The 14,193-nt window shown below is 65.5% G+C and carries 13 protein-coding genes; 3 read left to right on the top strand and 10 right to left on the bottom strand.

Features of this window, described 5'->3' with window-relative positions:
• Nucleotides 1-16: 16 nt before the first annotated feature.
• The 7 genes from FBY20_RS04210 to FBY20_RS04240 form a co-directional block, all read right to left on the bottom strand.
• On the bottom strand, nucleotides 17-1,111 hold the full coding sequence (locus FBY20_RS04210) for a P1 family peptidase (protein ID WP_142050251.1): 1,095 nt from the start codon (nucleotides 1,109-1,111) through the stop codon (nucleotides 17-19).
• A 145-nt stretch (nucleotides 1,112-1,256) separates the two neighbouring features.
• A complete protein-coding gene (gene gsiD / locus FBY20_RS04215; protein ID WP_056322031.1) occupies nucleotides 1,257-2,156 on the bottom strand; it encodes a glutathione ABC transporter permease GsiD in 900 nt (299 codons plus the stop codon).
• Nucleotides 2,157-2,163: 7 nt separating this feature from the next.
• Nucleotides 2,164-3,084, bottom strand: a complete 921-nt coding sequence (gene gsiC, locus FBY20_RS04220; protein ID WP_056322028.1) for a glutathione ABC transporter permease GsiC — start codon at nucleotides 3,082-3,084, stop codon at nucleotides 2,164-2,166.
• An 89-nt stretch (nucleotides 3,085-3,173) separates the two neighbouring features.
• Entirely contained in the window at nucleotides 3,174-4,727 is a 1,554-nt protein-coding gene (gsiB, locus tag FBY20_RS04225) for a glutathione ABC transporter substrate-binding protein GsiB (RefSeq protein ID WP_062840581.1), read from the bottom strand.
• A 37-nt stretch (nucleotides 4,728-4,764) separates the two neighbouring features.
• Complete coding sequence (locus FBY20_RS04230) at nucleotides 4,765-6,651, bottom strand: dipeptide ABC transporter ATP-binding protein (RefSeq protein ID WP_056322024.1); 1,887 nt, start codon at nucleotides 6,649-6,651, stop codon at nucleotides 4,765-4,767.
• A gap of 46 nt (nucleotides 6,652-6,697) precedes the next feature.
• The gene (locus FBY20_RS04235) at nucleotides 6,698-7,678 is read right to left on the bottom strand and encodes an isoaspartyl peptidase/L-asparaginase family protein (RefSeq protein ID WP_063955283.1); all 981 of its coding nucleotides are present in this window, start codon (nucleotides 7,676-7,678) and stop codon (nucleotides 6,698-6,700) included.
• The gene (locus FBY20_RS04240) at nucleotides 7,675-8,550 is read right to left on the bottom strand and encodes a MurR/RpiR family transcriptional regulator (RefSeq protein ID WP_056322019.1); all 876 of its coding nucleotides are present in this window, start codon (nucleotides 8,548-8,550) and stop codon (nucleotides 7,675-7,677) included. Before FBY20_RS04240 ends, FBY20_RS04235 begins: the two co-directional genes overlap by 4 nt.
• Before the next feature lie 191 nt (nucleotides 8,551-8,741).
• Between FBY20_RS04240 and FBY20_RS04245 the strand changes: the two genes are divergently transcribed.
• A complete protein-coding gene (locus FBY20_RS04245) occupies nucleotides 8,742-9,203 on the top strand; it encodes a GNAT family N-acetyltransferase (RefSeq protein ID WP_056322017.1) in 462 nt (153 codons plus the stop codon).
• A gap of 128 nt (nucleotides 9,204-9,331) precedes the next feature.
• On the opposite strand, the gene FBY20_RS04250 is transcribed toward FBY20_RS04245, so the two are convergent.
• From FBY20_RS04250 to FBY20_RS04260, 3 genes are all read right to left on the bottom strand, one after another.
• Complete coding sequence (locus FBY20_RS04250) at nucleotides 9,332-9,985, bottom strand: CoA transferase subunit B (protein WP_056322014.1); 654 nt, start codon at nucleotides 9,983-9,985, stop codon at nucleotides 9,332-9,334.
• Nucleotides 9,986-9,997: 12 nt separating this feature from the next.
• Nucleotides 9,998-10,696, bottom strand: a complete 699-nt coding sequence (locus tag FBY20_RS04255) for a CoA transferase subunit A (RefSeq protein ID WP_056322011.1) — start codon at nucleotides 10,694-10,696, stop codon at nucleotides 9,998-10,000.
• A gap of 285 nt (nucleotides 10,697-10,981) precedes the next feature.
• Complete coding sequence (locus FBY20_RS04260; RefSeq protein WP_108005086.1) at nucleotides 10,982-11,434, bottom strand: thioesterase family protein; 453 nt, start codon at nucleotides 11,432-11,434, stop codon at nucleotides 10,982-10,984.
• Nucleotides 11,435-11,544: 110 nt separating this feature from the next.
• Here FBY20_RS04260 and FBY20_RS04265 point away from each other — a divergent pair, with 110 nt between their 5' ends.
• Together FBY20_RS04265 and FBY20_RS04270 are read left to right on the top strand one after the other, a co-directional pair.
• A complete protein-coding gene (locus FBY20_RS04265; protein WP_056322006.1) occupies nucleotides 11,545-13,191 on the top strand; it encodes an electron transfer flavoprotein-ubiquinone oxidoreductase in 1,647 nt (548 codons plus the stop codon).
• Nucleotides 13,192-13,266: 75 nt separating this feature from the next.
• Nucleotides 13,267-14,118 carry an NAD-dependent epimerase/dehydratase family protein gene (locus FBY20_RS04270; RefSeq protein ID WP_142050254.1) on the top strand — a complete coding sequence of 284 codons (852 nt, stop codon included), beginning with the start codon at nucleotides 13,267-13,269 and terminating at the stop codon, nucleotides 14,116-14,118.
• Nucleotides 14,119-14,193 lie beyond the last annotated feature (75 nt).

The following is a 14,193-nucleotide window of genomic DNA, read 5'->3' on the forward strand; positions in this document are numbered from 1 at the left end:
GGGGCCTTGAAAATGTTCAGAGTTCGGTGTCGGACAGCCACTGGCGCCAATCGGGCGCGGCGTGGCGGATGCAATCGCGGTGGTTCCCGTCGCGCCCGGTCACGCTTTCGGCGTGCCACAGCGCCGCAATGATGGCCTGTTCGCAGGCTTCGGCGGCGGCCTCGAAGAGCGGATCGATGCGGGCCTCGTGCAACATGGCGATCGCAGGCATGAGCGACTCGGCCAATTGCGGAATCGTGTATGCCGTCGAAAACGCCAGCGCAATGTCGCCGCTGCCGTGGCCGAACACCGAGCCGGTGCGCGCCAGCCCCGCGCCCGCGCGCAGCGACAGCCGGCGCAACTGCCGGGAATCGAGCGGCGCGTCGGTGGCCACCAGCAGGATGATCGATCCCTTCTCGGGCGCGATCACCGCGTTTTCGCCTTGCTGCGCCAGCTTGACGTCAAGCTGGTCCGCCAGCCGGCGGCCGAACGGCCTGCCCGCCACCGTCAGGTTGGGCAACCGGCCGAAGTTGGAAAGCACCAGCGCGCCCACGGTGTACTGCGGTCCGTCCTTGATCCGCGCAACGCGCGAAGCCGAGCCGATGCCGCCCTTGAACGAAAAGCTGGACATGCCCCGGCCGGCGCCAACGGCGCCCTGCGCGAAACGCTTGCCGGCGGCGGTCAGCGCGTCGGCGTAATGCGATTCCTGAACCGCCATCGCCTGGATGTCGTTCAGGAACCCGTCGTTGCACTCGAAGACCAGCGGATTCACGGTCGCCATGCCGCGGCCGATGCCGGGGTTGGCGGCGACCGCGGCGCGGATCTGCGCATTGGCCACCGTGCCCACGCCGAACGTATTGGTCAGCGCGATCGGCGTTTCCAGCACGCCCAGTTCCTGCACCTGAACCAGACCCGTGCTCTTGCCAAAGCCGTTCAGCACGGTGGCCGCGGCCGGCGTCTTGTCCAGGAAGGGATCGCCGTCATGCGGGCGCACGACGGTCACGCCCGTCTGCAGCGGGCCATCGGCCAGCGTGCAGTGGCCGACGGTGATCTCGCCCACGTCGCAGATCGAGTCCAGCGGACCCGAGGCCAGTACGCCGATCCGCGGGATGTCCAGCGCTTGTTTGTCCATGTTCGTCTACGTGTCGCCACGCTCCAGAATGCAAAACGCCGCCACCCTGGGTCCGGGACACGCGCGGGGCAGCGCGTGGCGGACGGAGGCGGCGGCGGAATAATCGCCCTCCACGCCGGCCTGGGCAAACAGGCCGGCGGCAGGTTTACTTGCGGTCGATCTTGGGATCGAGCGCGTCGCGCAGGCCGTCGCCCAGCAGGTTGAACGCCAGCACCGTCAGGAAGATGGCAAGCGCCGGGAAGATGGCGACGTGCGGTGCGATGACCATGTCGGCGCGCGCTTCGTTCAGCATCGCGCCCCACTCCGGCGTGGGAGGCGAAGCGCCCATGCCCAGGAACGACAGGCTGGCCGCGGTGATGATCGAGGTGCCGATCCGCATCGTGCCGTACACCACGATCGGCGAGATCGTGCCGGGCAGGATGTGGCGCATGATGATCGTCCAGTCGGACGCGCCCACGCTCTTGACGGCTTCGACGTACGTCATCTGCTTGATCGACAGCGTGTTGCCGCGCACCAGGCGGGCAAACGCGGGCACGCTGAACACGGCCACGGCCACGATCACGTTGACCATGCTGGAGCCCAGGATGGCAACCACGCCAATGGCCAGCAGCATGCCGGGGAATGCCAGCAGCACGTCGGAGATACGCATCGTGATGCGTTCCCACCAGCCTTCGTAGTAGCCGGCCATCAGGCCCATGAACGTGCCGACGATGGCGCCCATGGCGACCGACAGAAAGCCGGCGGCCAGCGAGATGCGTGCGCCCATGATGATTCGGCTGAAGATGTCGCGGCCCAGCGAATCCACGCCCAGCCAGTGCGCGAGGGACGGACCGGCGTTCAGCGCGTCGTAGTCGAAGAAGTTCTCCGGGTCGTACGGCACGATCCACGGCGCGAAGACCGCGACGATGACCAGCAGCAGGACGAAGAGGCCCGCGCCGACGGCAAGCTTCTGCTTCTTGAATTTGCGCCAGAACTCGGTGGCGGGCGTGCGCACGTCGTTTTTGGGAACGGCGGCGATGGTTGCGGCGGGTGTCGTATTGCTCATGGCCGCCTCACTTGTAACGGATGCTGGGATTGATGACGCCATACAGCACGTCGACAATCAGGTTGATCAGGATGAATTCCAGCGAGAACAGCAGCACGAGGCCCTGGATCACCGGATAGTCGCGCTGGGTCACGGCGTCCACCAGCAGGCGGCCAAGGCCGGGCCAGTTGAACACGGTCTCGACCACGATCGAGCCGCCCAGGAGGAAGCCGAACTGCAGGCCCATCATGGTGACGACGGGAATCAGCGCGTTGCGCAGCGCGTGCTTGATGATGACGCGGCGCTCGGACAGGCCCTTGGCGCGGGCCGTGCGCACGAAGTCTTCCTGCACGACTTCCACGAACGACGCCCGCGTGAAGCGCGCCATCACGGCGGCCACGGCGGCGCCCAGCGTGATGGAAGGAAGAATGTAGTGTTGCCAGGTCGAGGCGCCCACCGTGGGGAGCCAGCCGAGGTTCACCGAGAAAATCTGCATCAGCATCATGCCCAGCGCGAACGCGGGGAACGAGATGCCGGACACCGCCAGCGTCATGCCAAGACGGTCGGGCCAGCGATTGCGCCATACCGCCGACACGATGCCGATGATCATGCCAAAGCCGACGGACCACACCATGCTCGCAAGGGTGAGCCACAAGGTGGGCATGAAACGGTCGGCGATTTCGGTCGAGACGGGGCGCTTGGTGCGCAGCGAGGTCCCGAGGTCGCCCTGCAGCATGTGGCTGAAGTAGCGCACGAACTGCTGCGGCAGGGGCAGATCCAGCCCAAGTTCCTTGCGCACGAGCTCGACGGTCTGCTGGTCGGCTTCGGGCCCGGCGGCCAGTCGCGCCGGGTCGCCCGGAAGCATGTGCACAAACAGGAACACGACCACCGCTACCAGCAGCAGCGTGGGGATCATGCCCAAAAGACGTTTGACGATGTAGGTCAGCATTGAAATTCCTGCAACATCGGCGGGGACACCGCGTCCCCGCCGTATGTGGCCTTACAAGGGCCCGAAGGCCCCGAGAGTTACTGCTTGGTTTACTGCTTCAGGTCGATGTCGCCGAACCAGAACGAGGTGTCCGGTTCCACGTACACGCCCGACAGGTTCTTCGACTTGACGTACAGGTTGTTCTGGGTCACCAGGAAGGCCCACGGGGCGTCCTTCCAGATGGTTTCCTGAACGTTCTTGTAGATCTCGGTCTTCTTGGCGCGATCGGTCGTGGCCAGCGCTTGCTGGACGCCGTCGTCAACCGACTTGTTCGAGTAGTACGACACGTTGTTCAGCACCGGCGGGAACGCGGCGGTGGTCAGGAGCGGACGCAGGCCCCAGTCGGCTTCACCGGTCGAGGACGACCAGCCGGCGTAGTACATGCGGACCTTGGCGTCTTCAGGCTTTTGCACCTGTTGGACGCGTTGCACGCGCTGGCCGGATTCCAGGACTTCCACGGAAACCTTGATGCCGACCTGGGCGAGCTGCTGCTGCAGGAACTGAACGACCTTCACCGAGGTGCCGTCGTTATAGGCGGACCACAGCGTGCTTTCGAAGCCGTTGGGGTAGCCGGCTTCGGCCAGCAGGGCCTTGGCCTTCTTGATGTCGTAGGGCCATGCGCCGATCTTGTGCGCGTAGTCCACGCCTTGCGGCACGACGCCGTCGATGACGGTGGCGTAGCCCGAGAACGCGACCTTGGCCAGGGCGTCCTTGTTGATGGCGTAGTTGATGGCTTCGCGCACCTTGACGTTGTCGAACGGCTTTTGCTGCGTGTTCATCGACAGGTAGCGGGCCATGATCGAGTTCTTGTGATCGACCACGTCCAGCTTTTCGTTCTTCTTCAGCACGGCGGCCTGCTCGAACGGCACCGGGAAGGCGAAGTGCGCTTCACCCGTCTGCACCACGGCGGCGCGGGTGTTGTTGTCGGTGACGGTGCGGAAGGTCAGCGTGTCGACCTTCGGGTAGCCCTTCTTCCAGTAACCGTCGAACTTCTTGACCTTCAGGTATTCAGCCGGCTTCCATTCGACGAATTCGAACGGGCCCGTGCCGACCGGGTGAAAGCCGATTTCCTTGCCGTACTTGGCCAGGGCAGCGGGCGAGATCATCATGGCGGCCGGGTGGGCCAGCGCGTTGATGAAGGCCGAGAACGGCTTCTTCAGCGTGATCTTGACGGTCATCGGATCGACCACTTCGGTCTTCTCGATGACGCTGAACTGGATGTAGCGCGACAGGCGGTTGTCCGGGTTGGCCGGACGATCGAAGTTGATCTTGACCGCTTCGGCGTTGAAGTCGGTGCCGTCGTGGAACTTCACGCCGGGACGCAGCTTGAACGTGTAGACCAGGCCGTCTTCGCTGACCGTGTAGTCGGTCGCCAGGACCTTCTGCACCTTCAGGTCCTTGTCGAACTCGAACAGGCCTTCGTAGTAGGCTTTGCCAGCCGCCTGGTTCAGCGTGCTGTTGGTGTTGTAGGGATCAAGCGTTTCCAGCGCGATGGAAACGGCGAACGTCACGTCCTTGGCGGCATGGGCCATCGGCGCGGCGAGCACGCCGAAGGCCAGCGCGGCAGCGGCCATCAGCTTGGTGGGGCGCAGAACTTTCATCATTGCAACTCCTGGTTCCAAAAAAAGGTCAACTACTGAGTCAATACGCGCCGCCGACGGGATGGCGGGCTACAAAATGATCCGTACCGACCTGCACCAGCGGCTGCACCACCGGTTCGTCGTTCAGTTTGCGGATCGGGCTTGGGATTTCATCGGACAGCAAGGTGCGCTTCATGTGGCGGCGCGCCGGATCGGCGATCGGCACGGCCGACATCAGCTTCTTGGTGTAGGGATGCTGGGGATTCTCGAAGATCGCGCGGCGCGGACCGATCTCGACGATCTGGCCCAGGTACATCACCGCCACGCGATGGCTGACGCGTTCGACCACGGCCATGTCGTGCGAGATGAACAGGAACGAGATGCCCATGTCGCGCTGCAGGTCGATCAGCAGGTTCACGATCTGCGCCTGGATCGACACGTCCAGCGCCGACACGGATTCGTCCGCGATCACGACCTTCGGATTCAGGGCCAGGGCGCGCGCAATGCAGATGCGCTGGCGCTGGCCGCCCGAGAACTCGTGCGGATAGCGCTGCGCCATTTCCGGCGGCATGCCCACGCGCTCGAGCAGTTCGGCGACGCGGCGCTCGGCATCCTTGCCCTTGGCCACGCCGTGCACCAGCAGCGGCTCCATGATCGAGAAGCCCACGGTCACGCGCGGATCCAGCGAGGCGAACGGGTCCTGGAACACGAACTGGATGTCGCGGCGCAGGGACTGCAGTTCGCTGTTCTTCAGGCGCACGATGTCGCGGCCGCCGAAGCGGATTTCGCCGCCCTGGCTTTCCACCAGGCGAAGCAGCGAGCGGCCGGTCGTGGACTTGCCGCAGCCGGACTCGCCGACCAGCGACAGCGTCTCGCCCGGGTACAGATCGAAGCTGACCTTTTCCACGGCGTGCACACGGCGCTGGACGCGGCTCATGATGCCGCCGCGCAGGTCAAAGCGCGTCACCAGGTTGCGCACGCTCAGGATGGGCTCGCGCTTGCCGGCGGGCACTTCCTGCGTGCTGACGGCGGCGGCCTCGGCCACGGGCTGGGCCTTGCCATCGACCTGCAGCAGCGGGAAGCGCGCGGGCAGGTCCGTGCCCTGCATGGCGCCCAGCTTGGGCACCGCCGACAGCAGCGCCTTGGTGTAGCTGTGCTGGGGCGCGGCGAACACGCGGTCCGACGGGCCTTCCTCGACCTTGTCGCCGCGGAACATGACCAGCACGCGGTCGGCCACTTCGGCCACCACGCCCATGTCGTGGGTGATGAACACCACCCCCATGTGCATTTCATCTTGAAGCTGGCGGATGAGCTGCAGGATCTGGGCCTGGATCGTCACGTCCAGCGCGGTGGTCGGTTCGTCGGCGATCAGCAGCGCCGGCTTGCAGGCCAGCGCCATGGCGATCATGACGCGCTGGCGCATGCCGCCCGACAGTTGATGGGGGTAGCGGTCCAGCACCGACTTCGCTTCGGGAATGCGGACCTGTTCCAGCATGCGCAGCGCTTCGGCGCGCGCCGAGGCGCCATCCATGCCCTGGTGCTCGCGGATCGATTCGGCGATCTGGTCGCCGGCCGTGAACACCGGATTCAAGGAGGTCATCGGCTCCTGGAAAATCATGGCCATGTCGGCGCCGCGCACATCGCGCATCACGCGCTGGCTGGCATTGGCCAGGTCGATCACGGAGCCGTTGCGCCGGCGCAAGGCCATGCTGCCCTGGGCGATGCGGCCACCGCCATGTTCCACCAGACGCATCAGCGCCAGCGACGTCACCGACTTGCCCGAACCCGATTCGCCCACGATGGCCAGGGTCTCGCCCCGGTCCACATGAAACGACAGATTGCGCACGGCTTCGACCGTGCGCTCGGAACCCACGAAGCGCACCGTCAGGTCGTCGACCTGGACCACGCGGTTATCCGGCAGCGCCAGGCTGTTTGCGCGATCAACCATCTCTTCTCATTCCCAAAATAAACCTACTGATCCAAACCGCCGCCGCTCATCGGTAGATGGCGGTTACCGGCTTCTCGCCAACGCGGGCGTAACCCCGGTACATGCCTTCCGTGTTGAACGGCAAGGCCACATTGCCCTGGGCATCGACGGCCACCAGGCCGCCCTTGCCGCCGATGGTGGGCAGTTTTTCCATTACGACGCGGTCCGCCGCCGCTTCCAGCGAGGCGCCGCAGTATTCCATCTGGGCGGCCACGTCGTATGCGGCAACCATGCGGATGAACATTTCGCCCGTGCCCGTGGTGGACACGGCGCAGGTCTTGTTGCTGGCATAGGTGCCGGCGCCGATCAGGGGCGCATCGCCCACGCGGCCGACCTGCTTGTTGGTGATGCCGCCGGTGGAGGTGGCGGCGGCCAGGTTGCCCTGGGCATCGACGGCCACGGCGCCCACGGTGCCGAACTTCTTGTCGGCGTCCAGCGGATCGGCGGGCGCGGGCTGGCCGCGCGCGACCATGGCCTGGCCGTCGTGATCCAGCACGGCGGCGTCCGGCGTTTCGCGCTGCACGCGCAGCAGCTGCTCGCGGCGGGCTTCGGTCGAAAAATACGAGGGGTCGACGAGTTCCACGCCTTCCTGGGTGGCGAACGCTTCAGCGCCCTCGCCCACGAAGAACACGTGCTTGCTGTTTTCCATGACCTTGCGCGCGGCAAAGATCGGATTGCGCACGCGGTTCACATTGGCGATGGCGCCGGAACGCAGCGTGGCGCCGTCCATGATGGCGGCGTCCAGTTCATGAGTGCCGGCACTGGTGAACACGGCGCCGTGACCGGCGTTGAACAGGGGGCAGTCTTCGAGCAGGCGCACGGCCTCGGTGACGGCGTCCAGGGCGCTGCCGCCCTTGGCCAGCACGGCCTGGCCGGCGGTCAGGATCGACTCCAGCGCCGCGAGGTATTCCTGTTCTTTCTCGGCAGACATGGCCGCGCGGGACATCGCGCCGGCGCCACCGTGAATGGCAATCACGGGTTGAATCATCGTTTACCTACTCCATGGATGAGCCACGGCATCACGGACTGGGTCACCCCAGCGGCGGCCGCAACGGAATTCTTGGCCCGATAGGCCACCGCCGCGGACAGGGCTTCGATGAGCCCCAACGCGGCGGTTTCGGAATTGGGAATGAGCTGGCGCGCCGAGAAGGCGTACAGCACGACGGACGCCGTGGGCGCCAGCGGCGAGGTGGGCTTGTCCGTCAGCACCAGCACCGGCACCCCGGCCTGCTTGGCCGCGCCGGCCAGCGTCACGGTGTCGGCCAGGTAACGCGGAAAGCCGATAGCGATCACCAGGTCGTTACTGGTCATGCGCGACATCTGACGCGCCGCGTGCGACACGCCGCCGGGACCAGCCAGCGATTCCACCGAATGCAGGTGCATGCACAGGCCGCGCTGCAAGAGGCCTGCGAGAAACCCGCTGGCGCCGAAACCGATGATGAAGACGCGATCGGCGGCCAGGATGGCGTCGACCGCCTGTTCACAGGCCGCGGAATCCAACGCCTGCAGGTTGCGCTGCGCGTTGCGGATGTCTTCTTCGAGGGTTGCCGCAAAGATCTGGACGGCGCTGGCCGAGTGGGCCAGCTCGGTGCGCAGCTTCTCGACCGGTTCCAGCGCGGCTTCGAAGCCGCGGGCCAGTTCGGCGCGGAACTGCGGATAGCCCGGCAGGTCCAGGGCGCGCGCAAACCGGTTGGCCGTGGCGACCGACACGCCCACTGCCGCCGCGAACTCATCGATGGTCATGGTGGCGACGCGGAACTGATGCGCCAGCACGTACTCGGCCATCTTGTGCTGGGTCCGGCTCAGCGCGGGCTGGGCCCGGGCGATCCGATCAGCGATCGTAATGGCGGACTTGGTCATCGAACAGCGTGGTGGAAATCAGGCGGCGGGTTTATGTAAATCTGTTTACACACAAATTTTAGTTAAGAAAATAGATTTTCATACTAAGGGTATACCCGTGAATAGATGTAACAATCGGGCCTGAAAAATCGGGGCCGGTTTGCGTTACGCTAGTTGCCCTGTTTTTTGTCCCGCTATCTGGAATGACCCGCATGACACCCGCCTGGATCTGCAAGCCCCACGCCGACCTGACCCCCGCCGAGCTCTACGCCATCCTGCGGCTGCGCTCGGAGGTGTTCGTGGTGGAACAGAACTGCGTGTTTCTCGACATGGACGGCAAGGACCTGCAAGGGCAGACCGAGCACCTGATGGCCTGGCACGACGGCGAACTGGTGGCCTATTGCCGCCTGCTGGAGCCGGCCCTGAACGACGGCCGCGCCGTCATCGGCCGCGTGATCACCGCCCCCGCCGCCCGCGGCACGGGCCTGGGCCACGAACTCATGCGCCGCGCCAAGGAAGAAGTGCAGCGTCTGTGGCCGGATCAGCCCGTATACCTGGGCGCGCAGGCACGATTGAAGGGTTATTACGGCGGCCACGGTTTCGTGCCGGTCACGGAGGAATACATGGAAGACGGCATCCCGCATGTGGGGATGCTGTTGCAGGAGACGGCGTAGCGCGCGGCGCCCCGCCTCTGCATCAAGCAGGAACAAAAAAAAGCGCCCGTATTGAACGGGCGCTTTGATTTTGGCTGCCGGCGGCCGGCATCATGGGCCGGCCTGATCAGCCTGGCGATCAGCAAGCGTTACTGCACCGCAGACACGTCCAGCTTCGCCGCCGTCTTGGACTTGATCTCGTCCACCGTCACGCCGGGCGCCGTTTCCAGCAGCTTCAGGCCGTTTTCGGTGACTTCCATCACGCCCAGGTCGGTGATGATGAGATCGACCACACCCACGCCGGTCAACGGCAGGTTGCACTCGGGCAGCAGCTTGATGTCCTCGGTGCCGTCCTTTTTCTTGGCCACGTGTTCCATCAGCACGACCACGCGGCCGACGCCGGCCACCAGGTCCATCGCGCCGCCCATGCCCTTGACCATCTTGCCCGGGATCATCCAGTTGGCCAGATCGCCCTTCTCGGAGACCTGCATCGCGCCCAGGATCGCCAGGTTGATCTTGCCGCCGCGGATCATCGCGAACGAGTCGGCCGACGAGAAGATCGAGGAGCCGGGCAGCGTCGTGACGGTCTGCTTGCCGGCGTTGATGAGGTCGGCGTCGACCTGATCGTCGGTGGGGAACGGGCCGATGCCCAGCAGGCCGTTTTCGGATTGGAGCCACACTTCCACGCCCGCGGGGACGTGGTTGGCAACCAGCGTGGGCAGGCCGATGCCCAGGTTCACATAAAAGCCGTCTTGCAGCTCGCGCGCGGCGCGCGCCGCCATTTCATCGCGGGACCATGCCATGTCGTCTTCTCCTTAGGCCGGGCGAGTGGTGCGTTGTTCGATGCGCTTTTCGGGCGTGGCGTTCAGCACGATCCGTTGCACATAGATGCCGGGCAGGTGGATCTGATCCGGGTCCAGGCTGCCGGTGTCGACGATTTCCTCGACTTCGACCACCGTGAACTTGCCGGCCATGGCGACGTTCGGATTGAAGTTGCGGGCCGTCTTGCGAAACACCAGGTTGCCGCTGCGGTCGGCGATGTGCGCCTTGACCAGCGACACGTCCGGCACCAGCGAGCGTTCCATCACGTACTGCTGGCCGTCGAACTCGCGGATTTCCTTGCCCTCGGCCACGATGGTGCCCACGCCGGTGCGGGTGAAGAACGCCGGAATGCCTGCGCCGCCGGCACGCAGCTTTTCGGCCAGCGTGCCCTGCGGCGTGAATTCAAGCTCGAGTTCGCCCGACAGGTATTGGCGTTCGAATTCCTTGTTCTCGCCCACGTAGGACGCGATCATCTTGCGCACCTGGCGCGTGTTGAGCAGCTGGCCCAGACCAAACCCATCGACGCCCGCGTTGTTGCTGATGCAGGTGAGATCCTTGACGCCCGAATCGCGCAGCGCGGCGATCAGCGCCTCGGGAATACCGCACAGGCCGAAACCGCCCACGGCGATCATCTGACCGTCCTTGACGATGCCTGCCAGCGCCTCCTGGGCGCTTGCATAAACCTTGTCCATCGCTCCAACTCCTAGTTAAGGTCTAACCAAAGTGAGCCCGCCCCGCCGCTACCCGCGCACGGGTCCCGGAAAAATCGGGGAATCGGGACAAGCCCAGTCGTTCCTTGGGGCGCGGCTGTTGGCGCCCGCTACCCGGGCATCGCGCCGAAGCCCGATTTCCGTGAAGCGGCGGCGCCGAGGGTGGCGCGCCCTCATTGCTTTTCTGATTTTGCGCTAGATTTTACCGGCATGACCGGCCAAAGCACGCGCTATTTTGGCCGGTGCGCGGCCCGCGGCCGCGCGCGCTTACTCAGCCGGCGTGAACTGCGTGGCCATCTGCGCCAGGACTTCGGGCGGCCACGGTGCGGACGTATTGGCCACGTAATCCATCCAGACCAGCACATTGCGGCCGCGCGCATAGGGGCCTGCGTCGTCGCCGACCTTCTCGAGCAGCAGCTCGAATTCGGCGCTGGAGCGGCCGATGCGCGTGACCTTGTGCGTCACGCGCACGGTGGCCGGATAGGTCAGCGGACGCAGGAAATCGCACGACGCATGCGCCAGGATCGCGCCATCGTCGGCCGGCAGCTTGAAGCCCGCGTTATACAGAATCTGCATGCGGGCCTCTTCCATGAGGCGGAAATACAGCGTGTTGTTCAGATGGTTCAAGGCGTCTGAATCGCCCCAGCGCAAAGGCAATTCGAGCTGATGGGTGTCGCCCACCGATAGCAGCCGCGCAGACAGATTGTCCGGGTTCACCAATAACTCCTGAAGGCTGAAAGAAATGCGAAGGCATACAGGACCCTCGCCTGCAATACAATCGCCGATAATACTTCCAGCCATATATGGAATACATACGGGGAGCTTTGCAAATGTCTGAACGCGAGTCGATGGAATATGACGTGGTCGTGGTTGGCGGTGGTCCCGCCGGCCTGGCCACAGCAATCCGTCTGAAGCAGCTGGCCGCTGAGAAGAATCAGGAGATTGGCGTCTGCGTACTTGAGAAGGGTGCGGAACTGGGCGCGCACATCCTGTCCGGCGCCGTGATGGACCCGCTGGCGCTGACCGAGCTCATCCCCGACTGGAAGGAAAAGGGCGCGCCCCTGAACGTGGCCGTCACGCAGGACAAGTTCCTGTTCCTGTCCGAGACCGGCGCGCGCGCCACGCCCAACTGGCTGCTGCCCCCCTGCTTTCACAACGAAGGCAACTACATCGTCCGTCTGGGCGACGTCGTCAAGTGGATGGGCGAGCAGGCCGAAGCGCTGGGCGTAGACATCTTCCCCGGCTTTGCGGCCGTCGAAGTGCTGTACGACGAGAACGGCGCCGTCCGCGGCGTGGCCACGGGCGACATGGGCGTGGCCCGCGACGGCAGCCACACCGACCACTATCAGCCGGGCATGGAATTGCACGCCCGCTACACCGTGTTCAGCGAAGGCTCGCGCGGCCAGCTCGGCCGCCAGCTCATCGAGCGCTTCAAGCTGGACGACGGCCGCAATCCGCAGTCGTACGGCATCGGCATCAAGGAAATGTGGGAAGTCGATCCGGCCCAATCCAAGCCCGGCCTGGTGATCCACACCGCCGGCTGGCCGCTGGATTCCGACACGTACGGCGGCTCGTTCCTCTATCACCTGGACAACAACCTCGTCGCCGTGGGCATGATCGTCGGCCTCGATTACGCCAATCCGTGGCTGTCGCCCTTCGATGAGTTCCAGCGCTACAAGACGCACCCCGCCATCCGCGGCACGTTCGAAGGCGGCAAGCGCATCGCCTACGGCGCCCGCGCCATCACGGCGGGCGGCCTGCTGGCGCTGCCCAAGCTCACGTTCCCGGGTGGCGTGCTGGTCGGCTGCGAAGCCGGTTTCCTGAACGCTTCGCGCATCAAGGGCAGCCACGCCGCCATCAAGTCGGGCAAGCTGGCCGCCGAAGCCGCGTTCGACGCCCTGGTTGCGGACCGCCGCCAGGACGAACTGACTGCATACCCCAAGGCCTTCGAGGCCTCGTGGCTGCACGCGGAATTGAACAAGGCCCGCAATTTCAAGCAGTGGTTCAAGAAGGGCCGCACGGTCGCCACGCTGATGACCGGCATCGAGCAACTGCTGCTCAAGGGCAAGATGCCCTGGACGCTGCGCCACAACAAGCCCGACCACGCCTGTCTGCAGCCCGCGTCGCAATGCGCGCGCATCGACTATCCCAAGCCCGACGGCAAGCTCACGTTCGACAAGCTGAGTTCGGTGTTCATCTCCAACACCAACCACGACGAGAACGAACCCGTCCACCTGACCCTCAAGGATCCGTCCGTGCCGGTCAAGGTGAACCTGGCCAAGTACGGCGGCCCCGAGTCGCGCTATTGTCCGGCCGGCGTGTACGAGTTCGTCAAGGACGACCACGGCGACGACCGTCTGCAGATCAACGCGCAGAACTGTGTGCATTGCAAGACCTGCGACATCAAGGACCCCACGCAGAACATCGTCTGGGTGGCGCCGCAAGGCGGCGAAGGGCCGGTCTACAGCGGCATGTGATACCCCGGGCGCATTGCGCCCGCCCGAAAGGCGCCCCACGGGGCGCCTTTTTTTCCGACTGCCTGGAGCGACACCATGAGCGAACGCGTACTTCTCATCGGCTGCGGCGACCTGGGCCAGCGCGCGGCGCAACGCTTTCTGGCGCGCGGCGACGAGGTCCATGCCCTGCGGCGCCATCCCCCCGCCGGCGACACGAGCGGCATCCAGTGGCTGCAGGGCGACATCACCCGCCCCGACACGCTGAACGCGCTGCCGCAAGGCGTGACCCGGCTCATCCACCTGCCCTCGCCCGGCGCGCGCGATCCGCAGGCCTACCGCGGCGTGTTCGTGGATGGGCTGGCAAACGTGCTGAACGCGCTGGATCGATCCCAGCTCAAGCGCATCGTGTTCGTCTCGTCCAGCGCGGTGTATGGCGAGCATCATGGCGCCTGGGTGGACGAGGACACGCCGCCCGCTCCGCAAGGCTTTAACGGCCGCGTGCTGCTCGAAGCCGAAGCTGCGCTGGCGGCGCAGCCGGTCTCGTCGACGGCATTGCGGCTGGCGGGCCTGTACGGGCCCGGCCGCATGCAGCTCATCGAGCGGTTGCGCAGCGGCGCGGCCGGCGCGCCGCTGCAGCCCGAACACTGGGCCAATCGCATCCACATCGACGACGCGGCTGCCGCGGTGGTGCATCTGGCGCTGCTGCCGCAGGTCGCGCCGGTGTATGTGGGCTGCGACGACACGCCCCTGCCGCTGCACACGCTGTATGCCGAACTGGCCGCGCTGATCGGCGCCCCGGCGCCGCGCGAGGCGCCCGCGCCGGCCAACGTGGGCAGCAAGAAACTCAGCAATGCCAGGTTGCGCGCCAGCGGCCTGTCGCTGCAATGGCCGGACTCGCGCCAAGGCTACGCCGCCCTGCTGGCTGAGGACGGCGCGTCGCAGGCATAGTTCGGTCCTCGCCGAATCGTTGCCGCCGGCGCGGGCGGATACTGGCGGCTGTCTCACTGCCCGCCGTCACCCTGC

It is taken from the genome of Achromobacter sp. SLBN-14 (assembly GCF_006715415.1).
Classification (GTDB): Bacteria; Pseudomonadota; Gammaproteobacteria; order Burkholderiales; family Burkholderiaceae_B; genus Achromobacter; species Achromobacter mucicolens.

Bases quoted from the DNA above. Each gene is read 5' to 3' on its own strand.
- FBY20_RS04210 (WP_142050251.1), bottom strand. From the start codon at position 1,111: ATGGACAAACAAGCGCTGGACATCCCGCGGATCGGCGTACTGGCCTCG.
- gsiD (WP_056322031.1), bottom strand. From the start codon at position 2,156: ATGAGCAATACGACACCCGCCGCAACCATCGCCGCCGTTCCCAAAAAC.
- gsiC (WP_056322028.1), bottom strand. From the start codon at position 3,084: ATGCTGACCTACATCGTCAAACGTCTTTTGGGCATGATCCCCACGCTG.
- gsiB (WP_062840581.1), bottom strand. From the start codon at position 4,727: ATGATGAAAGTTCTGCGCCCCACCAAGCTGATGGCCGCTGCCGCGCTG.
- FBY20_RS04230 (WP_056322024.1), bottom strand. From the start codon at position 6,651: ATGGTTGATCGCGCAAACAGCCTGGCGCTGCCGGATAACCGCGTGGTC.
- FBY20_RS04235 (WP_063955283.1), bottom strand. From the start codon at position 7,678: ATGATTCAACCCGTGATTGCCATTCACGGTGGCGCCGGCGCGATGTCC.
- FBY20_RS04240 (WP_056322019.1), bottom strand. From the start codon at position 8,550: ATGACCAAGTCCGCCATTACGATCGCTGATCGGATCGCCCGGGCCCAG.
- FBY20_RS04245 (WP_056322017.1), top strand. From the start codon at position 8,742: ATGACACCCGCCTGGATCTGCAAGCCCCACGCCGACCTGACCCCCGCC.
- FBY20_RS04250 (WP_056322014.1), bottom strand. From the start codon at position 9,985: ATGGCATGGTCCCGCGATGAAATGGCGGCGCGCGCCGCGCGCGAGCTG.
- FBY20_RS04255 (WP_056322011.1), bottom strand. From the start codon at position 10,696: ATGGACAAGGTTTATGCAAGCGCCCAGGAGGCGCTGGCAGGCATCGTC.
- FBY20_RS04265 (WP_056322006.1), top strand. From the start codon at position 11,545: ATGTCTGAACGCGAGTCGATGGAATATGACGTGGTCGTGGTTGGCGGT.
- FBY20_RS04270 (WP_142050254.1), top strand. From the start codon at position 13,267: ATGAGCGAACGCGTACTTCTCATCGGCTGCGGCGACCTGGGCCAGCGC.